Here is a 23,027-nt window from a genome sequence, read left to right as displayed (position 1 = left end):
ATATTGTTACTGAGAATTAATTTCATTATCATTATTGTTTCCAAAGTTATGATACAGAGTTCCAACTCTGACAGCAAACAAAGAAATTATAAAAAATGAAAAAGTCTATTCTTAGCGCAGCAGTGGTTGCAGCGCTACCTTTCTACGCACTAGGGGAATCACAACCTATTGATCTAGGTAGTATTGAGGTAGTCGATACCGCGCAAAAAACCGAATCAAAAGTAGGACAAAAAGGCGCAGCCGCACCGATCCAAAGTTACGATCCTATCGATACGGGGAAAACCGTTATCAGCCAAGATGCCATTAAGCAAAGTACCATGACAGGGCTCGATACAACAGAAGTTATAGAGAGTCTTCCTGGCGTCCAGTTGGACGTAAATAACGACCAGGTGAATGAAGAAAATATTCAATCTTTGCGTCCCGCTGATTTTGCAATTAATGGTAGTAACTATTACGAAAATAACATCATGATTGATGGCATCGGAGTAAACTCCGTATTAGATGTTAGTAATAATAACTATGGTTCTATAGAAGATGTAGCAGGTATTACCGCTCAATCCATGTATGTTGATTCATCATTATTGGAAAGAGCGGATGTCATGACATCGAATGTTTCTGCTGAATACGGTAGTTTTTTAGGCGGTGCGGTGAATTATGAAATTCGTGATCCCAAGAAAGAATTTCATATGTCTATGTCTGGTAAATACCAAAATGACTCTTTCGTTGATTACATTTATAACAAGAGTGATCTAGCTGAAGACGAAACAATTACGGATCCACCAGAGTACAGTAAATATAAAGGGACAGTCAGTTTTGACTTACCAGTAACGGATAAACTTTCGTTATTGGCTTCTTATTCTAGAGGTGAATCTTCAGTTAAATACACTAAAGATGAAAGTTATGGCGGTAGTAGTTATCATAATGGCGACACATCAGAAATCTATTTACTAAAAGGGTTATATGAATATCGAGACGACCTTACGTTTAGAGGCCAGATAATATACAGCCCTTATCGTTCAGATTATGCGAATGCTAACCGAATCAATAATGACACCACTCATAAGACGGATGGTCTTCAAGGTTATATTAAAGCAAATGGTTATGTTGGCTTGACGACATGGGAGTCCAAATTTGCTGCGACAGATAGTGAACTTGGAAAAAGATCTGAAAATTACCAAGCGATATATAAAGGTACTTCGGTAGACTGGTGTACATCGACAACTTGCCGATCTGGCGGGTATGGCGATCTCGACATTAGTCAGAAAGATTATGAATGGACATTTAAAATTGATACCCCGGTATTAGGGGGCAATTTAGCAGCAGGTTCCGAGTTAAAATATACCAAAGTTCAGCGTAATCGGTTGTCCGATTTTTACAGCTATTACTCTCCGTTGGCTGGAGATTGGGATTGTGATGATGGGGACGTTTCATGTAATTCTGGCAGTGTCGACCGCTATGCACTTCTCTATCCAGAAAACTACACATCTGCAGGTTATGCCACTCAAGCGCTTTGGTCTGAATATACGAGAGGAATTGGTCCCGTCCAAGTTAGGTTGGGGTTACGCTTGGATCACGATAATTACTTGGATAACTATAATTTATCTCCACGTTCGAGCATAAGTTGGGAGTTCATGCCAGATACTTATTTCAACGTTGGTCTAAACCGTTATTACTCTAACAACCAATTAACTTACGCACTGAGAGATAAAATAGCTGCCACTACCCGCTATAAAAGAACGGTTAATAGCTCTACAGGCGAAATAGGAGAATGGGAAGAGGTAACAACCAGTAGTACAACAAATTACAATGTTTCGGATTTGAAAACGCCTCATACCGACGAGCTCAGCTTGAAGTTTATCGTTCCTACTTTCTTAGAGGGTACAGTCGCTCTAGAAGCTAATTTCCGTCATTACAGAGATCGCTTTTCGAGAAGTGATAAAATTACCGATGATGATGGCTCTTACTACAACATGACTAACGATGGGAAAGGGGACTATCAAGGTTATACGATCAAATGGAACGGCGGTTTTGAACATCATAAGTTTGGTGCCCAAGTCACTTGGTCTAAAACTAAGTCATATGGTCAAGAAGACTATGATTCAAATGTAGAGTATTCAGATACAGTGTATTACCACGGTGATTTGATGACAGAATCTGAGCTATATTCCTCAGCGGAGGCGACTAACTTTGCTGCTCCTATGACTGCGACGATTTCTTGGACAGCAGATTGGTTTAATGAACGTTTAATTACCAATACTGCTGTAAAATATCGCGGTAAATATAATGCCCTTGAAGATACCGATGATATAATCGAAGTAGATGGTGGTTACTATAATGTTTATGACGAAGTTGAACGCGATGCGTTTACCAGCGTAGATATGAAAGCAATGTATAAACTTATTGATACAGATACCCAGCAACTTAATATTGAAGCTGAGGTCACAAATTTGTTTAATAAGTTGCCTGATACAGATACAGCATCAGGTGCCCGTTACCAAAAAGGCCGTGCAATTTGGTTAGGCTTTAGTTACTACATGTAACTCATCGTTATTCAACGAACATTTCAAATGATATTAAAACCGCAAGTGATCGCGCTTGCGGTTTTTTATTGTGTCTGGACAAACTTACTATAGGTACTAATACGGCCGTTAATATATTCAATGCCACAGTGGATACTATCTTTGGCATTACCGACAATATGATATTCCTGGATTAGTTCACCACTGATCACTTTTATAAAAAGAAAACCATCGACGACCTTCCATATTCCTTGTAGTGCCCGATCACTAAATAAATCGGATTCACTGAGTTTGCCGTTAGGTAGCAAGCGCAAACAAGAAGAGCCACCTTCGATATTTACTTTAACCCAAGGGTGTTGGTGTACCTCAAATTTAAGAATTTTACGACGGCCTTTTATCCACTCGGCAAGCTCATTGTGCTGAGTGGGGGATAACTCAGGTAGATCTTCCATTTCTAGGAGTGTGTGGTGCTTTTCGTACCAAAACAGCTGTAAGTGGAGTCTTTTCATGGATATCCGTAAGTTAAAGAAAAAGGTAATTTGCTCTTTGATTCAACACATGTCAAATCTTTAGGAGGAAAGAATGCGATGTCTACGGGGGATGACACCGCACGTCCCATAAAAGGTAACCATGACAACATCAATACTCGTTAAGGAGCGTTAACGAGTACTGAATTAGGTTAGCTAGTCTATGTTGGTTTATTTATTATCATGCAGCAAATAACCGTGGCATTTGTGCATGGTCACATGCCTGATTTAGCCTTTGTTTTGCCAACAGGATATTCTCTTTCCAGTTTTCATCTTGAGCCCACATTTCGATAACCATAGGGACAACGCAGTCGGTATCTTTTAATGTTTGAAAGATGGCGTCGAAATTGACTTCACCATCTCCGATCACGAGATCTCGGAATTGTCCTTTGTACCCCGGACTCACTTTATGCGTGTCTTTTAGGTGTATCTGGGTAATGTGAGCTTTGCTCAGTGCCAGTTCTGTACACACATCGTAGTTCCAACCAGAAATATTGCCCACGTCTGGATAGGCAGTAAAATATGGGGAATTGATTGCCCGATTAAGAATCTCAAATTTACTCAAAGAGTTGAGATAATTGGTATCCATAATTTCAACGGCAAGCATAACACCCGCTCTTTCGGCCATTTTGGCGGCTTGTTGCATACCTTCAATGAATCGTTGGTGTGTTTCCTTATTTGCAGGCTCGTAATAAACATCGTATCCCGCTAACTGAATAGTTCTAATGCCCAATTTGAAAGCCAACGTGATCGCCTTTTCCATATGAAGAACGGCTTGATGTCGGATATCAGGATCAGCTGATCCAAAAGGGTATTTGCGATGAGCACTTAAACACAGAGATTGCAAAGGTAATCCAACGTTTTCACAAAGATGGCGCAATGCATAAATAGTTTCGTCATCCCAGTCTAGCCGGCTACGACGTTCATCTGATTCATCGATTGAAATCTCTAGAAAATCAAAGCCCATTTCCTTTGTTGCTTTGAGCTTTTCTTCCCAGCTGAGAGTGTTAGGTAGGGCTTTTTCGTAAAGCCCTATGCGTTGACGCTGTAAAGGTTGATACATACAGCCTCCTTATTCATTCCAGTAACGATCAATTTGTTCACGCATTGCGGCTGCAGTTTCAGCTCCTTTTTCTCCGGCTAGAGCTCGTCCAGCAATAAAGGTTTTGGCTTGAATACCTTCGAATAGGTGAATGTCTTCCGGAACAATGCCGCCAGTAATCGATAATTCGATACCCATATCAGACAGTTGGCGCATTTTCTTCAGATCAGCATCAGTCCAGTTCACACCAGCTAACTCAGCGTCGCGGGAGCGGTGATAAATGGCTTGCTTAATACCTAGATCAACCCACGCTTGAGCGTCTTCTATGGTCCAGCGACCGTAAATTTCGATTTGAATCTCACCGCCAAATTCATCAGCGACATTCTTACATGCGGTAATGGTTGCAATATGAGCAGCTGCCGATACGGTAATCCAATTTGCACCAGCTGAAAATGCCATGCGAGCTAAAATAGCGCCGCCATCAGTGGTTTTCATATCGCAAACTAAAATATGATTAGGATGATTTTTACGCAATGTACGGACGGCATTCATACCTTCGGCAAAGGCGAGAATGGTACCGACCTCTATCACATCAACAAAACTTTCGACGTTGTTAGCAACTTGTAGTGCTGGTTCTAATGATGTTTGATCTAGGGCAATTTGAATAAGAGGTTTAGTCATGATGTTATCCTTGAATTTTTTCACGTATCAGATGGGCTAGGCCATCTTGATTATTATCTGTAGCGCAGATTAGGTTGGCACTCTGCTTGACGTTGTTAGCGGCGTTATCCATCGCAATACCTAATCCGGCATAGCGAATCATCGACATATCATTTTCATTATCACCGACGGCTATAACATGGGTTGCATCGTATCCGAGCTCTGTTACATACTCGGCAAGCCTCAAACCTTTGCTGTTCCCCTGTGCAGAAAAATCAATCCGATTCGACCATGAGCGTTCACCACTAAAGGTTTGTTTGATCCACTCTTGGTTGGCGAACCGTTCGATAGAATGAGGTTGTCCTTCTATGACAAATTTCCATATGTATTGTGTTGTTCGTGCTAGTTCGATAAATGACGCGATGCGCTTAATTTTTGGCCTCTGTTGAGTTGGAAATTGTTCTGCCCATTTCTCTAGTGCTTTCATATAAGCAATTGGATTACATTTTGAGTAAGTCATTGCTTCTGTTTCATACATTACTAGTTTCATTTGGTATTGCTGAGCAAGGTCAATAAAATCAAGGGCATCTTCGCGTCTAATCGAATGCTCTTTCAGTACCTTGTTAGCTTCATAGTCGTAAACATAAGTGCCATTGCAGCAAATGATTGGGGTGGTTAACCCTAGCTCTTGGTAATAAGGCTTAGCAGCAGTGTGATGACGTCCTGTTACTATGATGACGTGGCAACATTCTTGCGCTTCTCGAATCGCTTGCTTCACTTCTGGATGAATGGTTTGCTGATCGTTGAGAACCGTTCCATCAAGATCCAATGCTAATACTTTGTACATAGTCGGTTACCTCTGTCCGTAATAAGCATTAACTCCGTGTTTTCTTAAATAGTGCTTGTCAGAGAGTTCTTTTTTAATATGAACGCCATTATTTATTGAACGAGTCGCAATAGCCATAGAAGCTACTTCTTCTAATACAACGGCATTGTGAACGGCGTCTAGTCCACTTTTACCCCAAGAAAAAGGACCATGACCTGCAACAATGACGCTGGGAACTGCGATTGGATCGATGTCTCGGCGCTGGAACTCCTCAATGATGACTAGTCCTGTGTTTTTTTCGTACTCCGTGGATATCTCCGTCGGAGAAAGTAAGCGAGTGCAGGGGATATCACCGTAAAAATAATCAGCATGTGTTGTGCCTAGTGCTGGAATATCGCTTTCTGCTTGTGCCCAGACTGTCGCATTGTGTGAGTGTGTGTGAACAATTCCCCCGAGTTGAGGAAACGATTTATACAGTTCTAAGTGAGTAGCTGTATCACTGGATGGGTTTAATTTTCCATCAATAATATAGCCGTCAAGATCAACAAGAACGATGTCATTAACTGTCATAGCATCGTATTCGACACCGGATGGTTTAATGGCAACAACACCTTGTTTACGATCTATCTCTGATACGTTACCCCATGTAAGAGTGACAAGTCCGTATTCAGGGAGCTTAAGGTTTGCATTTAATACTCTTTCTTTTAGGTCTTGATACATAACGCCCTCCTAAGCTGCTTCTTCAGCAAGAGCTGCATCAATGACGGCATAAACATCTTCGGGAGTTTGGCAGCGGCGCAATTTGTCTAAATCGACACCGGTTTCACTGTCATCGTCATCAAGAACTTGAGTGACTTCCATCAATCCTTCCATATGTTGATCTGAACTGCTGCCAGCAAGAGTGATTAATACATCGATTGGGCTATCTTCACCTGTAAAGAAAATAGGTTCTTTGAGAGTAACTAGTGCAAACGCTGTTTTTACCACGCCATTTTCTGGACGAGCATGAGGCATGGCTAGACTGGGCGCGATAACAATGTAAGGCCCCAATTTTTCAATACTGCTAATAATTGCTTCATGATAAGAAGGTAAAATAGCGCCTGATTTGATCAGCATGTCAGTGCCAATTTTGATTGCAGATTTCCAGTCGGAAGCTTCCGCTTGTAGGCAGATAGATTTATTTTCGATAAGAGATTGTTTTAATGCCATTTTTATATCTCCATTAGGTGCCAGACTTTAGTCCAGCACCAATTGGTAAAGTAGTAGGGTAGTTATTTGATGTGGACGAAATTTTTGTCAATGATGTCGAGTAGCTCATCACCGAAAGAATTCGGATTTAACATATTTTGAACACCGAGGACGAATTTACCTTCCCCTGGATCCATTTCACCAGATAGATGCTTTGATGAAACGATAATGTCGGTACTGGCTAATTTTGATTTGTAATCGGATAGCGCACAGGAATCCATAACATGAGGTATTCCTTTTTTGTCTAAATATTTGCCAATTTTCATTTTCATCATCATAGATGAGCCTTGCCCGTTTCCGCATACTGCAAGGATACTGACAGGTCGCACTCCATCACTGGCTTCAATTGCTTGAGCTACAGCCTCAATAACACCGGGTTCATCTGAAATGTTAATGACACCTTGTGCATCTTCTTCAGCTCGTAATTTTTTAGAAGCGAAGAACATGTAGACACAAGCGAGAGCAACAATGACAAAAAAGAACATTTTAGAGAAGGTTAAGCCTTGCATGATTGGTGGGAAAACAATTGACCAGTCAGCCATCCCCATCCAACCATTAAACGAAACACCATAGACAGTAAATAAATGAATAGCCCATGCTGAACCTAATACTTCAATGATCCCCATAACAAAACAGATTTTCATCACAGCACGCCAGCCACCAAAGTGGTTTGAAAAAACACCGATGGTTGCGTTGGAGAAGAACATTGGAATGAAACCAGGGATGATCATGATTGGCGCTTTGAAAAGAAGCAGACAAAGTACAGCTGCAAACTGTCCTAAGGCACCCCACATAAAACCAAATACCATGGCGTTAGGTGAAAACGCGTAAATGGCGGCACAGTCAATGGCTAATACTGCATTAGGAATAACGCGTTCAGAAATACCTTTAAATGCTTCAGATAATTCAGCAACGAACATTCGCACACCAACGACGATAACTTGTACTGCTACAGCAAACTTCAAACCAGTTTCGAGAATATAGATGCTCCAATGCGTAGAACCCGCCATTGACTGCAAATTATCAAGTCCAAAGGAAAGTAAGATGATGCCAAAGAATACGGTCATCACGATCGCCGTAGAGGCAATGCTGTCATGAAAGATGTGTAACCATTTAGGTAGATTTAAGTGGTCAACACTCTCATTTTTATCACCTAATTTGGGTGCTACTTTTGTAGCAATCCAAGACGCAACTTGTTGTTGGTGGCCAATAGAAAAACCAGCTCCCCCAGTAACTTCTTCGGTCGCTTTAAACATAATATTTGAGGAAATACCCCAGTAAAGCGCCATCAAAACAGCCGAGTAAATGATGGTTTCCCACATACCTACACCCATGATGTAGTAAAATACGGCAATTAAACCAGCCTGCTGGAACATGATGTGTCCAGTTAACATAATGGTTCTAATGCCGGTGATACGTCGAAAAAGTACTAATACGATATTAATCGCCAAAGCGAGTAATACGGTATAACCAACCCAAGAATAGTCATCTCCCATCGCATCCATAGTTGCCATCATAGTGGTATAAGGATCAATGACTGAGCCAGTTAAATGGTGGTATTCAGCCAGCTTTTCGATAACAGGTTTAAACCCTGCAGTTAAGGTTCCAGCACCAACCTGAACCAGCATAAACCCTACAATGGTTTTGATTGTGCCCTTGAGAATGGTTGTGCCATCTCGTCTAAGTAGCCAGTAGCCTATTAGTGTAACCAAACCCAAAAGTAGCGGGGCTTTGGTCATCACTTGGCTGTAAAAAATATAGAAGATGTTATACAAGGTCTCCATATCTTTACCCCTGATTATTTTGTCATTTTTATTAGATGTAGGTCAGAGAAATTCTCGTAATATGTCGCGAGAAATGCTCAACGTTTGCTCACGTAGCAAACAATATCAATCATAAATAATCATTCAATGCTCGTTTATGATTACTTTGACAAAGGTCAAAATTAGCGTCAGGTTAGGTTTAAAACTGATAACCAGATCACTTGTATGGTTATTAATTCAAATAAAAACAGTGTGTTAATATATTTTGTGATGTTTATTACGTTTTTATTGAGTCATGGTTTGACAATCATTCCTATGATTAATAGAATCAAAACAAATCAAATTTAATCAAAAAGTAATCACTTGTTATCATAAGGGTGATAAAATGAACGAAGTACAGAGACATAACGGTATTCTCTCGTTGCTGGAAGAAAAACAGACCATCAACGTTAATAACATCATTGAACAATTTCATGTCTCTCCAGCGACCGCCCGGCGTGATATTTCTAAGTTAGATGAACTTGGAAAGCTAAAGAAAATTCGCAATGGTGCTGAAAGAGTTGAAGTAAAAAGAAGACGGTGGACACCTTTAAATATCGATAGTACTGAGCACTATGAGGAAAAAGAGCGTATCGCGATAAAAGCGGCTGCTTTATGTCAACCTGGAGATAGTGTGGTGATTAACTGCGGTTCAACAGCCTTTCTTTTAGGTCAGCAGTTGTGCGGTGAGGATGTTCAAATTGTGACAAATTACTTTCCTCTGGCAAGTTACCTTATTACCGAGGATCATGATGACGTTATTATTATCGGTGGTCAGTACAACAAGGCTCAGCATATTTTTCTTAATCCAGCCCCTGATTCACTTAACGGTTATGCGGGCAACTGGATGTTCACTAGTGGTAAAGGGCTGACTGAAAATGGTCTATATAAAGCCGATATGCTTACTGCTGTTGCTGAGCAACAAATGCTTGAACAAATCGATAAACTTGTCGTTGTCGTAGACAGTTCTAAAGTTGGGCAGAGAACGGGGATGCTTTTCTGTCCCGCTGAAAAAATCGATATATTAGTCACAGGTAAAGATGCAGATATAGACGTAATCAAAACGTTAGAGAAAAATGGCACTCAGGTGATTTTAGTATGACCTGATAGTAGCCAAAACTTATATGCATATTAACTTCCAATTCTAATAATTAATTCGGATTTAAATCTTCCGCCTTACTTAAGGTAAGGCGTAGGAACCCTACATCTTAAATTTAATAAAACGCGTTTATTCGCGGTGAAACTAAAAGGTATGGTTATGAGCAAAGTTGATGAAATTACTCGTGAATCTTGGATTTTAAATACTTTTCCCGAATGGGGTACTTGGTTGAATGAAGAAATTGAAAAAACAGAAGTTCAATCTAATACTTTCGCAATGTGGTGGTTAGGTTGTACTGGTATCTGGTTAAAAACAGAGGCAAATACTAACCTTACCATCGATTTTTGGTGCGGCACGGGTAAAAAAACACAAAAAAATGCATGGATGAAAAAACAGCACCAAATGATGCGAATGGGAGGTGTTCGAGAATTACAACCAAACTTGAGAACATCACCCTTTGTTTTGGATCCATTTGGAATTAAAGAAATAGATGCTGTGCTTGCTACTCATGACCATGCTGATCATATCGATCCTAATGTGGCGGCGGCTGTACTCCAAAACTGCGATAATCATGTCAAATTTATTGGTCCACAGGCGTGTGTAGATCTTTGGCTAAGTTGGGGGGTTCCTGAAAATCGCTGTGTCGTTGCAAAAGTTGGGGATGTTATTGAAGTCGGAGATGTAAAAATTAATGTTCTCGATTCATTTGACCGCACTGCATTGGTGACCTTACCAGAGGGCGTTTCTTCATATAATAAAGAGATACTAGATGGTATGGACAAACGTGCCGTCAATTATCTAATTGAAACCAGTGGCGGTAATTTATATCACTCTGGTGATTCACATTATTCTAATTACTATGCGAAGCATGGTAATGATTACAAAATCGATGTTGCTCTATTATCTTATGGAGAGAATCCACGAGGTGTGACTGATAAGATGACGTCATCAGATATACTACGTGCAGGGGAATCGTTGGACTGCGATATTGTCATTCCGTTCCACCATGATATTTGGGCCAATTTCCAAAATGATCCGCGTGAAATTGAGATGTTATGGAATATGAAAAAAGATCGTCTTCACTATCATTTCAGTCCATTTTTCTGGCAAGTTGGCGGTAAGTATACTTATCCAACTGATCGTGAAACTATGCATTATCAGCATTTCCGAGGGTTCCGCGATATCTTTACTGATGAGCCAGAATTGCCGTATAAAGCATTCCTTTAATTATTAATAAAGAAGATAAACCTGCTCACATTTGTTTTCTTTACCCAAACCGCAAGTGCTTGCGCTTGCGGTTTTTTAATTTAGGGAATAACGTATTGTGAGGCGTTTTGGCTCATTTGGCTATAAATTCACTACATAAGCACCATTATGTAGCGAGCTATGCTCCAATATCGACCAGGTTCGATAATTCGTCGGTCTTTTTTGGTGCAGTCTTGTTCAGTAGGTCGCAAAGTTGTTATTCTGTTTAGCGCTATAGTGACTATTACATTGGTCACTAGCGGATCGATGTGATTAACAGATCGACAATAAGGTAGGAGATTTACCTTGAGTGAGCGACAAAAAAAAATATGCAGCGAGTGGTACCCGGCGATGGATCCCGAACTACAACGCTTACAATTAAAAGCTTATAAGAGAACGTATCAGTACAACCGAACTTCTGCAGACGAGCAACTTCAACGAACTCTATTGTTGTCAGAGTTACTTGGAGACAGTCAGGGAACAACGGTGATTGAACCAGAATTTCAATGTGATTTCGGTTTCAATATTCATTTTCGCGGTGGTGCAGTAGTGAAACCTCATTGCACTATGCTTGATAGCGCTGAAATAGAAATCGGTAATAATGCTTATATCGGAACGGGAGTGTGTTTCGCCTGTTCTAGCCACTCTCTGGTCGTTGATGAGCGCTTAAATGCCTTGGCTTATGCCAAACCAATAAAGCTTGGTGATAATGTTTGGATTGGTGATCACTGTACGATCTTAGGTGGCGTGACGATTGGTGATGGCGCCATTATCGAGAGTGGATCAGTTGTTACTCATGATATCCCAGCATGCGCGGTTGCGGCTGGTAATCCGTGTCGAGTTCTATCTGATAAGGTGTCGGATAGTGACAGAACAACCCATCGATTACCTGAGAATGTCGCATCCTTGCAGACATTCTAGGCAGTGGATTGGGTTACTCTAATATGAAATGAATTAATTCAGTGGTGGTGATGGTTTAGTGATCTAAAGCCACTGAATGTTCGAGATTGCGCTTTTTTACTTCAAATTCTCTTAGCAATTCACGTAAAGCCAGTAATTGTGTTGATAATCGATTTTTACGGCACATGAGTACGAGTTTTGCAATCCAACCAAGACGATTTAATACACTTTCAACCCAATGGAAAGTGCGTTGCGTATTTTCTCCAAATTCTTGATACCAATACATGAGTACAGATAAACGTATTTCTTGGGTAATCCCTTTGAGACGGTAAGAATCTAGCAAAAATAAAAGGAAGTCGCGCGTGCGCAAAGAGGGGGTGCTAGTTAATCTTGCTTCTTCAAAATCCAGAAATGTCACTTTACCCGTTTCATTCACTACGATGTCTCGCATGGCGGGACGCCCGTGAATTAATCCATTACGGTGAAAATCGCATAAAACATCGGTGGCTTTCCAAAAGAGTTCTTTTTGCTTATCTTCCGGTTGGCGATGAATTGGCGTACCTGCATTTTTGGTTACAAACATTGAGCGACCTTTAAAAACAACTTCTGGGGTCGATAGGCCATGGTTGCTGGCATACTCTAAAACAGACACTTCTTTATTAAAGCGCTCTTTTGGGGTAAGACCACTGGTCAAAATAAGATGGGCACGGTTTTTTCTATGTTTGAAGTAAAAATTCACCAGTCTATTTAAGACATTGCGTTTATCTTCACCACATTTTTTTAGCCAATAAGTCGTGTCACATTGCTCGAATTCTTTTAGCATGTAAACAAACACTTGGCGGTGTTTATTACTCATGAGGTCCTCAAAGCCAATTGGGGGTAAATATGTTAGTCAACAGTCGTTTGGTATTATCTTCAGATGTATCTAACCAGTGACTTAATTGTAATTGTACACTGTTCATTCATTAGGTTGTCATAATACTCTGAAACACATTGAAACATATGTCATGTTTTTGTCAAATCTTATGATACATATTGATATATTTATAAAATAAATGGTTTTGTGGGCTAAATATAAAAATTGCTTTGTTTTTTGATCGCTTTGGTTAAATAAATAACAAAGTTATCGTTATATTGGTAACCACTTATATAGTGTGGGTATTCAACTTGATGAATGGCATGTAAAAGGTTTGTAGTACTGTGCGAGAAAATGTGTTGCGTGTATTGCAATGCTTTGTCAGCTATCGTCTAATTTCATTTCTTATCGCAACGTCAAATGCTATCAAATGGAAGGTGGCATCAACAATCCAAAGGATGTACAGGATTAACAACACATGACTTCTTACCAAACTGATCAATACGACATAAAAATACTGACACTGCTACAAGAAAATGGTCGACTAACCAGCCAAGAGCTGAGTGATTTAGTTGGGCTATCGCCCTCACAGTGTTCTCGCCGCCGTATCCAGCTTGAGCAGCAGCAATTTATTCTCGGTTATCAAGCCAGGCTCTCGCCACAGGCTCTGAAACAAGAAGTAGTGGCAATGGTTGAAGTAAAACTATTGAGCCATGAAACAGAAAAAGCTGAGCGATTTTTATCTTATATTCATAGTGAATCAGCGGTTTTCGATGCGTATAAAACCACAGGAGATGGGGATTATACTTTGCGGTGCGTCGTATCTGATCTCAATAGTCTAAACGATCTGATTAATCGTATATTCGGAACGAAGGCTATCTCTCATATAAAAACCTCTGTGGTTTTAGATCGAGTAAAAGAAAACGGCATCGTTATTGGTGAATAACGGCACCAATGCATAATTCATGCGTATTATCGACACGTATGCATTTAAAATGCATACGTGGCGCAATATTACTTGATTTTGTGTTACGAGCATGTTTAATTTACCTACAAATGTAAGGATGTAATCCTACTTTAGAATGGATAGCCGTAAGGGCTAAATCAGTATGGTGTCCTATCTAAGGCAGTGTTACTATTGCGCCAATTTTTAGCCGTGCAGTGATTTAGATTGCCGGCATCTTATTATTGCGTTAAATCACCGCAACGATCGTATAGAGCCTAGTCAGTAAGGAGTATGACTGTGTTAGAACATGTGAGCCCATATGCGGGCGACCCTATCCTGTCTTTAATGGAAAAGTTTTTCGCTGATGAGCGAGACGGTAAGGTCAATTTGAGTATTGGACTCTATTACGATGGTGAAGGAACTATTCCGACACTGGAATCTGTAAAAGCTGCAAAGCAAACTCTGAATAGCCAACCTGAAGAACCATGCATTTATCTACCAATGGATGGTGTGCCAGCTTATCGCAGTGCTGTGCAATCGTTGGTATTTGGCGACAATCATCCAGCAGTCAACGCACAGCGCGTAGCAACAATCCACAGTTTAGGTGGTTCTGGTGCATTGATGATTGGTGGTGATTTCTTAAAACACTATTTCCCTGATTCCAAAGTTTACGTCAGCGACCCAACTTGGGAAAACCACCACGCGATTTTCCAAGGTGCAGGTTTCGAGACGGCGACTTATCCATACTTTGATAATGAAACGAAGATGTTGAATTTTGATGGTATGTTAGCGGCTCTTTCAACACTACCCGCTAAAACAATTGTGTTATTGCACCCATGTTGTCATAACCCAACGGGTGTGGATTTGAATACCGCACAATGGGACAAAGTGATCGATGTGGTTGTTGAACGTCAATTGATTCCATTTTTTGATATGGCTTATCAAGGATTCGCCGAAAGTGTTGATCAAGATGCGTATGTGATTCGTACATTGGCAGAAAACACCACAGCGACGTTTCTTGTTAGTAACTCATTTTCTAAAACATTTTCTTTGTACGGTGAGCGCGTCGGTGGCTTATCGATTGTTTGTGAGAATGCGGACGTTGCGGCAAATGTACAAGGTCAGCTCAAAGCAACTGTGCGCCGTAATTACTCAAGCCCTGCTAAATATGGCTCGCAACTGGTTACTGGCGTTTTAGGGTCAGATTTGAAAGCCAAATGGCTAGCAGAAGTAGAAGAAATGCGCGCCCGTATGAGCGGTGTTCGTCATGCACTTTATGAACGGTTACAAACGCTTTGTCCAGAAAAAGACTTCAGCTTCCTAGTGAAACAAAATGGTATGTTCAGTTACACGGGCTTTAGTGAAGCACAAGTGGATGCACTACGTGAAGAACATGGCATCTATTTAATTGCTAGTGGCCGTATGTGTGTTGCTGGTTTGAATGAAGCGAATTTAGAAAAAGTAGCGACTGCATTTGCTGCCGTTGCATAATTATACCAACTCTCTTCTTGGTATGAATGGCGACCTATTGATTAGGTCGCTTTTTTATTGTTTATCATCAGGCGATTATCTTATCTAGTCGGTTAATTCCCTGCATTTTGTATGCTTTTAAATACCATTCTTTTCATTTAACCCCAAACTCTGTCTGTGTTTGTCACCTCTTCAGTAGGCTATACTCCGCACAAATCACCCATTAAGCACTGGATTTACGCTCCAGAACGCTGAGGAAACACCATGACAGATTACGTTGTATGCGCATTATATAAGTTTGTGCGCCTTGAAAATTACGTTGAATTACGCGAACCTCTTAAAGCACTGATGGAAGAACACGAAATTCGTGGCACCTTGCTGCTTGCTTATGAAGGCATTAATGGCACGGTGGCTTCAAGCAGAGAAGGTATTGATGCTTTGCTAGCTTGGTTTAAACAAGACGAACGCTTGGCCAACATTGTTTATAAAGAATCGCATGATAGTGAGCAGCCTTTCAATCGTACTAAAGTGAAGTTGAAAAAAGAGATCGTGACTCTGGGCGTAGAAGGCATTGATCCTCGCCACGTTGTCGGCACTTACGTAAAACCTACTGAGTGGAACGATCTGATTTCCGATCCTGAAGTATTTGTGGTTGATACTCGTAACGATTACGAAATTGAAATCGGTACGTTTAAGCACGCAGTCAATCCGAAAACAGAGACTTTCCGTGAGTTACCAGAGTATGTTGCGGAAAATCTTGATCCAAAGAAACATAAGAAAGTGGCCATGTTCTGTACTGGTGGCATTCGTTGTGAGAAATCCACTGCCTATATGAAAGAGCAGGGCTTTGAAGAGGTTTATCACTTAGAAGGTGGCATTCTTAAATATTTAGAAGAAGTCCCTCAACAAGAGAGCCTTTGGGAAGGTGACTGCTACGTATTTGATGGTCGTGTGGCTGTGAATCATCAGCTAGAGAAAAGCGATTATGAACTGTGTAAAGCATGTCGTTTACCGATTACTCAAGAAGACATGGAATCGGATGCCTTTGAAAAAGGGGTAAGTTGCCCGAAATGTATCGATAAACACACGGAAGAGCAGAAAGCGCGTTTCCGCGAGCGTGAAAAACAAGTGCAACTGGCATTAGCACGTGGTGAGACTCACGTCGGTGGTGAAGCGGATAAAGTCATCGCTAAGCGCCGCGAAGAAAAGTTAGCGCGTAAAGCTGAGCAACGACAAACTAAATAACTGATTGAAACATCAGCCCCTTAATTTTCCTAAAGGGGCTGATATACCCGATTAACCTCAAGATAGTGTTTCAGCGATTAGCGATCGCTCATTTTGAGGTTATTTAGGTATCGTTAATCGTGTTCGGGAATCGCACTATTGCTTTGGCGCACTTGTTCAATAACAAAGTCGCTAAACGAGCTGACCGCTTTGGGCAGGGTGCGTCCCGCAAGCACTTGAACTTCTAGATTACGAATCCCCATACCTTTATCGCTAATCGGTATTACTTTTAATTTATGATGCTGCGACATCAAACGTACCGATATTTCCCCAGCCAGTGAGATACCTGCTCCAGATACGGTGTACTGATTCAGTGCCGCCATATAATTACTGGTAAAGGCTGGCTCGTACTCTAATCCCTGCTGACTGGCGCAAATATCAAACAACTGACGTATGGTGGTATCGGCATAGGGCAGGGCAAGTGGATAGGCACAGATCTGTCGAAGGGAGACGCGTTTTTTATTCGCTAAAGGGTGATTGTTAGGAATCAGCGCTCGAATAGGGGCTGGTTGAGAATGGATCACGCGGATATTCGGGACTGGGGTTAAACTAAATGCTAATCCAATATCGGCCTCGCCATTTTGAATCGCTTTAGAGATGTCTTTGGGAGAGTAAACATCCACTTGGAAATGTATCCCGGGAAATTTTTCCTGATACTCTTTGATGCAGAAAGGCAGAAATTCCATGCTAAAGCCTTCTGTAGAGGCAATAATCACTTTCCCTTTTTCTAAGCCCTCTAAAGCATCTATTTCCCCCATAACTCGGTTTGTCTCTAAAGATACCTTTCTTGCATAGGCTGCAAGCAATTCACCAGCCGCACTAAGTGTCATTCCACGTGATCTTCGTTCAAATAATGGGGTGTTTAATTGTTCCTCTAGTCCAGATATTTGCCGACTAATCGCGCTGCTTGCCACATTTAGGTGCGTTGAGGCCTCACTGATGGACCCAAATTTTGCCACTGCTAAGAAGTAACGTAGGGATGGTGCGGTTAAATGATGTATCAGTGCCATAAATCCTCCGTGATTCTCACCATTTTGGTGCCCGTTTTTGAAGCAACTTAATTGCTGAATTGGCAATGATTTGTTGCCAAATTAATAATTGTGGCAATGCATTTATTACCATAGTATGAAATGAAAGTGAATGGTTAAGGTTGGCTTAAAGAACCTATAACTGACTGTTTTGCCATGACTAACGACCCTTAACTGTTCGCTTTTTTACGCTCCCATATAGCGTCGTCTTATCGGAAGGTTGTCTATTCATGCAACAATAGCCGATATGTGCAAAGGGATGGATTAACGAGTACCCAAGTATAAGGAAATGCTTATGTCTCTGGTTAAACATGGACTTTCACTTTTAATCGCCTCTACACTCGCAGTAAGCTCTACCAGCGCTTTTGCTGGCAAATCAGACGATACTCTCACGTATGCCTCAAACAGTTGGCCAGAAAATATTAGTCCTTATCACAATAACCTACGTGAAGGTGTGATCTTAGGTCACTTGGCATGGGATACCCTCATTTACCGCGATCCTGACACCGGTAAATACAAGCCGATGCTGGCGACTAAATGGGAGTGGAAAGATCCCACTCATTTAGTTTTGAATTTACGTAAAGACGTGAAGTTCCAAAATGGCGATGCTTTTAGTGCAGATGATGTCGCGTTCACATTCAATTATGCGCTAGACCCAAGTTCTAAAGTTGTGACCTTGCAAAATATTTCTTGGATTAAACATGTTAATAAAATCGACGATTACACCGTTGAATTTGAGCTCAATAAACCTTTCCCAGCGGCGATTGAATACCTAGCGGGTCCTTTACCTATTTATCCAGAGAAATACTTTAAAAAAGTCGGTTTAGCTGGCTTTGATAAAGCACCGATCGGTACTGGTCCATACCAAATTACCAAAGTAGTGAATGGTCAAGAAGTCGATATGGTGAAAAACCCGCACTACTTTAAAGAGAGCCCAATTGGTCAACCAAAAATTGGCAAAATTAAATTTGTGTTGATTCCTGACCCTGATACCCGCGTAGCGCAGTTAATGACAGGTCAAGTGGATTGGATTTGGCGTGTACCGTCGGACCAAGCTGATCAGCTTAAACAGATGCCAAACGTCGATGTGCTTAGTAGCGAAACCATGCGGGTCGGTTTCTTAACGTTGAATAGCCGTAAAGCCGATTCACCGTTTAAAAATGTCAAAGTACGTGAAGCGGTAAACTATTCCATTAAGCGTAAAGCACTCGCAAGTGCTTTGGTTCGTGGTGGTAGTCGACCTTTAAGTGCACCATGTTTCCCTGACCAATTTGGTTGTGAAGCGCAAGATGCGGTTCAATATCCATATAATCCGAAAAAAGCCAAACAACTGTTAGCGGATGCAGGCTATCCAGATGGGTTTGATACCGATATTTATGCGTACCGCGATCGTGATTATGTTGAAGCGGTCATTGGTGATTTACGTAAAGTGGGGATTCGCGCCAAGTTGCACTACATGAGTTATGCCGCGCTGCGTGATCAAGCTCGCTCCGGCAAAGTACCAATGGCCTTCCAAACATGGGGCTCTTACTCGATTAACGACGCCTCTGCGATTGTGAGTGTCTACTTTAAAGGTGGTGCAGATGACGAAGATAAAGATCCTCAAGTAATTAAATGGTTGGATCAAGCGGATACATCAACGGATCCGAAAGAGCGTCAAAAACTGTATGGTGAAGCCATTCATAAGATCACCAAAAATGCGTATTGGGCTCCGATGTTTACTTATTCAAGTAACTACGCCTTTACCAAAGATCTGAATTTTAAAGCCTACCCCGATGAGCTCCCACGTTTTTGGGAAGCAAGCTGGAAGTAGAGTTAGCCTTTTGTTGCTAACAAAGTTGTAAACGTGACTTCAGGGAAGGAGATTCACATGTTGAAATATATGTTACGTAGGTTGTGTATGGCGATTGGCGTCGCTTTCACCGTATCCATAGTGTGCTTCATGCTGCTGCATTTGTCGGGGGATTTAGCGACATCTATTGCAGGGCCTGAAGCAACCGCAGAACAAGTGGAACAAGTAAGAATTCAGTTTGGGTTGAACGAGCCTATCTTAGTTCAGTACTTTCACTGGTTATGGGGGGCATTACATTTCGACTTTGGTAACTCCTATTATTTCACTGAATCAGTGAGTGACCTTGTCACCGAACGTTTACCTATCACCATGACGTTAGGAGGTATCGCTCTGGCGGTAGCCACGTTTATTGCGATCCCTCTTGGCGTTGTGGCAGCCATTAAACAAGATACTTGGATTGACCGTTTAGCTCTGGCTATCGCCGTTTTAGGGCAGGCTATGCCGAGTTTCTTCTTTAGTCTGGTTCTCATTATTATTTTTGCTGTGACACTGCATTGGTTACCCGTTGCAGGTAATAGTTCATGGCAAAATTTCGTGTTACCCGCGGTTGCTTTAGGGTATTACGCGACCCCTTCCATCATGCGATTAACACGTACCGGAATGCTCGAAGTGTTAGGGTCTGATTATATTCGTACGGCTCGCGCTAAAGGAATTAGCGAAACCAAAGTGGTGTTAAAACATGCCTTGCGTAATGCAGTGATTCCAGTTGTTGCATTGTTAGCCGTTGAACTGGGTTTTATGCTCGGCGGTTCTGTGGTGGTGGAGTCTATTTTCTCCTTACAAGGATTGGGGCAACTGGCTTGGGATTCGATTTCTCGTAACGACTATCCTGTTGTGCAAGCCATTGTACTGATTATCGCCTTGTTTTATATCGTGCTGACATTCTTGGCTGATATGCTCAATGCGGCTCTTGATCCAAAATTACGCATCGCTTAGACAAGGAGGTCAATGATGTCTGCAACCGTTATGAATACCCTAGAGGGCGCCATGCCAGAAATTCCGCCATGGCGTAAAGGATTGAACCGAGTCCTAGGTCACCATAGCTTAACGCTTGGAGCAGTACTGTTACTGGTTATTTTATTCAGTGGATTACTGGCGCCTTTGATTGCGCCACATGATCCGTATGCTCAAGATGTCACACAGCGAATGATTCCGCCAGTTTGGCAAGAAAAAGGCTCATGGGACCACGTGTTGGGCACGGACAAACTTGGCCGTGATTACCTAAGCCGTTTACTGTATGGTGCGCAAATCTCCATGATTATCGGTTTAGCGGCGGCGCTGCTTTCCGGTGTGATTGGTACCACACTTGGTATTATCGCTGGTTATTTTGGTGGTAAAACCGATTCCTTTATCAGCTACTTAATTACGACGCGTCTATCCATGCCAGTCATTTTGGTGGCGTTGGCAATGGCCTCTTTAGTCGGGGGATCATTGCAAATGGTGATCATCTTGCTGGGGGTGTTGCTGTGGGATCGTTTTGCGGTTGTTGCCCGGGCGACAACGCAACAGTTACGCGACGCAGAATTTATTGCTTCGGCAAAAGTGCTAGGAGCATCGACACCTTACATCTTATTACGTGAGCTGTTACCGAATATTTTGAGCCCTTTGATTGTCGTTGTTACCTTAGAAATGGCACACGCGATTTTACTTGAAGCGACACTCTCTTTTCTTGGCTTAGGCGTACAACCACCGCTACCTTCATGGGGGTTGATGGTGGCCGAAGGAAAAGCGTATATGTTTTTCCAACCTTGGGTTATTGCTATTCCCGGTATCGCTTTAATGGTTCTCGTCATGGCAATCAACTTAGTGGGTGATGGTCTACGTGACTTGAACGCACCACAAAACCGCAGTTAATCAGGAGGCAGTATGGCAGAGACAATTTTGGATGTCCGTAACTTACAAGTGAGTTTGCCAACGGCAAATGGCCCCCTTAATGCGGTACGAGGTATCGACTTTACCGTCAATCGCGGTGAGATGCTCTGTATTGTGGGGGAATCCGGTTGTGGTAAATCGATGACATCAATGGCCTTGATGGACCTGTTACCGAAAAAAGCGAAGTGCACTGCAGATAAAATTGAGTTTTTAGGCAAAGACTTACTAAAAATCCGCAAGAAAGAGCGTAATGCCTTGCGTGGATTAAATATGTCGATGATTTTCCAAGAGCCGATGACGTCGCTGAATCCGTCATTTAAGCTGGGCGACCAATTAACTGAAGGGATTATGGCCCACAAGAAAATCAGTCGTCAGCAAGCTAATGAGCGTGCATTGTATTTATTAAAACGCGCAGGCGTTCCTTATCCAGAAGAGCGTTTAAATCAGTATCCGCATGAACTGTCTGGTGGTTTACGTCAACGTATCATGATTGCTATGGCATTGATGTGTGAACCGGATTTAATCATCGCCGATGAGCCGACCACTGCACTGGATGTGACGATTCAGGCGCAAATTCTGACCTTGATTCGCGAACTGCAACAAGAGTTTGGTACTGCCGTTATCTTTATCACGCATGATTTGGGTGTGGTTGCGCGTATCGCTGACCGCGTGGCAGTAATGTATGCCGGACAGATCGTGGAAACCGCGACAGTTAAAGAAATTTATTCTCAGCCTAAACATCCGTATACCCGTGGATTATTGAGTTGTATTCCTATTCCGGGAAAGACAAAGCCGGGTGAAGAGTTAGCGACAATTCATGGTGTTGTGCCAAGCTTGATTGGTAAAACTCAAGGGTGTGCGTTTGCTAACCGCTGTGAACAAGCCATGAGCCAGTGTCGAGAATGTAATCCGCAGCTGGAAAAACGTGGTCAACAACATTGGGTTCGCTGCCCAATCACCTTATACCCTGTTAAGGAGGCGTCATAATGGACTATGCGCTCGAACTGTGTGATCTGACTCGTCACTTTGAAGTCAGCAAAGGGATGTGGAAAGAGAAACGTCAATTCACTGCTGTTAATAAAGTGAATTTACGTCTGCGACCTGGTGAAGTGCTAGGGCTGGTGGGCGAATCTGGTTGTGGTAAAAGTACCTTGTCGAAAATGGTATTAGGGTTACTCGCACCTAGCGAAGGCAACGTATTAATTCATGATAAAGAAATCGATTTAAGTGACCGAATGGCGCTGGCAAAAGTCATTCAGCCAGTCTTTCAAGACCCATATTCATCATTGAATCCACGCAAACGTGTGAAAGACATCATCCGTTTACCCTTGGTTCTGCATAAAATGGGTAACAAAGCGACGCAGGAAAGAGAAGTGGTGGATATTGCGCGTAAAGTTGGCTTGCCCGATCGCTTACTGGAGCAGTTCCCCGGCCAGCTTTCTGGTGGGCAACGGCAGCGTGTTGCTATTGCTCGTGCCTTGATTTTAAAACCGAGTATTTTGATTTGCGATGAACCGACCTCTGCATTAGATGTTTCGGTACAAGCACAAATTCTCAATTTATTGATGTCATTGAAAAAAGAACTTGGGCTGACCTATTTATTCATCAGTCATAACTTAGCCGTGGTGGAATACCTTTCTGATCGGGTCGCTGTTATGCATCAGGGGCGTATTGTCGAACAGGGTGAACGTGCCCAAATTTTTGATGATCCGCAGCATCCCTACACTCAAACCTTGTTGGCGTCTATTCTGACCCCCGATCCTGACTTAGGTCTGCCTGATCCACAATCTTTAGTCTGGTCCAAAGCCAGCTAACAAGCTTTACCTGTTTTCATTAGATTAAAAGGCGTTC

Annotated in this window: 21 protein-coding genes; 12 read left to right on the top strand and 9 right to left on the bottom strand. The window is 42.0% G+C overall.

The window, feature by feature from the left end; all coding sequences use genetic code 11:
* Positions 1–95: 95 nt before the first annotated feature.
* Positions 96–2,540, top strand: coding sequence for a TonB-dependent receptor plug domain-containing protein (locus I1A42_RS10155; protein WP_196123407.1), 2,445 nt, complete (start codon positions 96–98; stop codon positions 2,538–2,540).
* Positions 2,541–2,605: 65 nt separating this feature from the next.
* On the opposite strand, the gene I1A42_RS10150 is transcribed toward I1A42_RS10155, so the two are convergent.
* The 7 genes from I1A42_RS10150 to I1A42_RS10120 all read right to left on the bottom strand — a co-directional run bounded on the left by I1A42_RS10150 (position 2,606) and on the right by I1A42_RS10120 (position 8,606).
* Entirely contained in the window at positions 2,606–3,028 is a 423-nt protein-coding gene (locus I1A42_RS10150) for a hypothetical protein (protein WP_196123406.1), read from the bottom strand.
* 199 nt (positions 3,029–3,227) lie between these two features.
* A complete protein-coding gene (locus I1A42_RS10145; RefSeq protein WP_196123405.1) occupies positions 3,228–4,109 on the bottom strand; it encodes an L-ribulose-5-phosphate 3-epimerase in 882 nt (293 codons plus the stop codon).
* Positions 4,110–4,118: 9 nt separating this feature from the next.
* Positions 4,119–4,769 (bottom strand): 3-keto-L-gulonate-6-phosphate decarboxylase UlaD, encoded by a 651-nt coding sequence (locus tag I1A42_RS10140; RefSeq protein ID WP_196123404.1) that lies wholly within the window; start codon positions 4,767–4,769, stop codon positions 4,119–4,121.
* Positions 4,770–4,773: 4 nt separating this feature from the next.
* Positions 4,774–5,595, bottom strand: coding sequence for a Cof-type HAD-IIB family hydrolase (locus tag I1A42_RS10135; RefSeq protein ID WP_196123403.1), 822 nt, complete (start codon positions 5,593–5,595; stop codon positions 4,774–4,776).
* 6 nt (positions 5,596–5,601) lie between these two features.
* Positions 5,602–6,294, bottom strand: a complete 693-nt coding sequence (locus I1A42_RS10130; protein WP_196123402.1) for an L-ribulose-5-phosphate 4-epimerase — start codon at positions 6,292–6,294, stop codon at positions 5,602–5,604.
* 9 nt (positions 6,295–6,303) lie between these two features.
* On the bottom strand, positions 6,304–6,783 hold the full coding sequence (locus I1A42_RS10125; protein WP_196123401.1) for a PTS sugar transporter subunit IIA: 480 nt from the start codon (positions 6,781–6,783) through the stop codon (positions 6,304–6,306).
* Between the two features lie 62 nt (positions 6,784–6,845).
* Entirely contained in the window at positions 6,846–8,606 is a 1,761-nt protein-coding gene (locus I1A42_RS10120; protein ID WP_196123400.1) for a PTS ascorbate-specific subunit IIBC, read from the bottom strand.
* Between the two features lie 364 nt (positions 8,607–8,970).
* On the opposite strand from I1A42_RS10120, the gene ulaR reads away from it, so the two are divergent.
* The 3 genes from ulaR (at position 8,971) to I1A42_RS10105 (ending at position 11,889) form a co-directional block, all read left to right on the top strand.
* A complete protein-coding gene (gene ulaR, locus I1A42_RS10115; protein WP_196123399.1) occupies positions 8,971–9,726 on the top strand; it encodes an HTH-type transcriptional regulator UlaR in 756 nt (251 codons plus the stop codon).
* A gap of 156 nt (positions 9,727–9,882) precedes the next feature.
* Positions 9,883–10,950 carry an L-ascorbate 6-phosphate lactonase gene (gene ulaG, locus I1A42_RS10110; RefSeq protein WP_196123398.1) on the top strand — a complete coding sequence of 356 codons (1,068 nt, stop codon included), beginning with the start codon at positions 9,883–9,885 and terminating at the stop codon, positions 10,948–10,950.
* 324 nt (positions 10,951–11,274) lie between these two features.
* On the top strand, positions 11,275–11,889 hold the full coding sequence (locus I1A42_RS10105) for a sugar O-acetyltransferase (RefSeq protein ID WP_161157350.1): 615 nt from the start codon (positions 11,275–11,277) through the stop codon (positions 11,887–11,889).
* A gap of 55 nt (positions 11,890–11,944) precedes the next feature.
* Here I1A42_RS10105 and I1A42_RS10100 read toward each other — a convergent pair whose 3' ends face one another.
* Positions 11,945–12,724, bottom strand: coding sequence for a BUD32 family EKC/KEOPS complex subunit (locus I1A42_RS10100; RefSeq protein ID WP_161157349.1), 780 nt, complete (start codon positions 12,722–12,724; stop codon positions 11,945–11,947).
* Between the two features lie 478 nt (positions 12,725–13,202).
* Here I1A42_RS10100 and I1A42_RS10095 point away from each other — a divergent pair, with 478 nt between their 5' ends.
* The 3 genes from I1A42_RS10095 to trhO all read left to right on the top strand — a co-directional run bounded on the left by I1A42_RS10095 (position 13,203) and on the right by trhO (position 16,385).
* Positions 13,203–13,670, top strand: coding sequence for an Lrp/AsnC family transcriptional regulator (locus I1A42_RS10095; protein ID WP_161157348.1), 468 nt, complete (start codon positions 13,203–13,205; stop codon positions 13,668–13,670).
* A gap of 297 nt (positions 13,671–13,967) precedes the next feature.
* Complete coding sequence (locus I1A42_RS10090; protein ID WP_329604817.1) at positions 13,968–15,161, top strand: amino acid aminotransferase; 1,194 nt, start codon at positions 13,968–13,970, stop codon at positions 15,159–15,161.
* A gap of 243 nt (positions 15,162–15,404) precedes the next feature.
* The gene (gene trhO / locus I1A42_RS10085; RefSeq protein WP_161157346.1) at positions 15,405–16,385 is read left to right on the top strand and encodes an oxygen-dependent tRNA uridine(34) hydroxylase TrhO; all 981 of its coding nucleotides are present in this window, start codon (positions 15,405–15,407) and stop codon (positions 16,383–16,385) included.
* 113 nt (positions 16,386–16,498) lie between these two features.
* Here trhO and I1A42_RS10080 read toward each other — a convergent pair whose 3' ends face one another.
* Positions 16,499–17,434: a LysR family transcriptional regulator gene (locus I1A42_RS10080; protein ID WP_161157345.1), complete on the bottom strand. Its 936-nt coding sequence runs from the start codon at positions 17,432–17,434 to the stop codon at positions 16,499–16,501.
* Positions 17,435–17,747: 313 nt separating this feature from the next.
* On the opposite strand from I1A42_RS10080, the gene I1A42_RS10075 reads away from it, so the two are divergent.
* The 5 genes from I1A42_RS10075 to I1A42_RS10055 are packed head-to-tail and all read left to right on the top strand — an operon-like array spanning position 17,748 to position 22,990.
* On the top strand, positions 17,748–19,265 hold the full coding sequence (locus tag I1A42_RS10075) for an ABC transporter substrate-binding protein (RefSeq protein ID WP_161157344.1): 1,518 nt from the start codon (positions 17,748–17,750) through the stop codon (positions 19,263–19,265).
* A gap of 57 nt (positions 19,266–19,322) precedes the next feature.
* A complete protein-coding gene (locus I1A42_RS10070) occupies positions 19,323–20,240 on the top strand; it encodes an ABC transporter permease (protein WP_161157343.1) in 918 nt (305 codons plus the stop codon).
* A 12-nt stretch (positions 20,241–20,252) separates the two neighbouring features.
* A complete protein-coding gene (locus I1A42_RS10065) occupies positions 20,253–21,158 on the top strand; it encodes an ABC transporter permease (RefSeq protein WP_161157342.1) in 906 nt (301 codons plus the stop codon).
* Between the two features lie 12 nt (positions 21,159–21,170).
* A complete protein-coding gene (locus I1A42_RS10060) occupies positions 21,171–22,163 on the top strand; it encodes an ABC transporter ATP-binding protein (RefSeq protein WP_196123397.1) in 993 nt (330 codons plus the stop codon).
* Positions 22,163–22,990, top strand: a complete 828-nt coding sequence (locus tag I1A42_RS10055; RefSeq protein WP_161157340.1) for an ATP-binding cassette domain-containing protein — start codon at positions 22,163–22,165, stop codon at positions 22,988–22,990. The genes I1A42_RS10060 and I1A42_RS10055 overlap by 1 nt, the downstream gene beginning before the upstream one ends.
* The last annotated feature ends 37 nt before the right edge of the window (positions 22,991–23,027 follow it).

This window comes from Vibrio nitrifigilis (genome assembly GCF_015686695.1).
Taxonomy (GTDB): Bacteria; Pseudomonadota; Gammaproteobacteria; order Enterobacterales; family Vibrionaceae; genus Vibrio; species Vibrio nitrifigilis.
The sequence above is the reverse complement of the archived record's forward strand: the minus strand, read 5'-3'. Positions and strand labels throughout refer to the sequence as shown.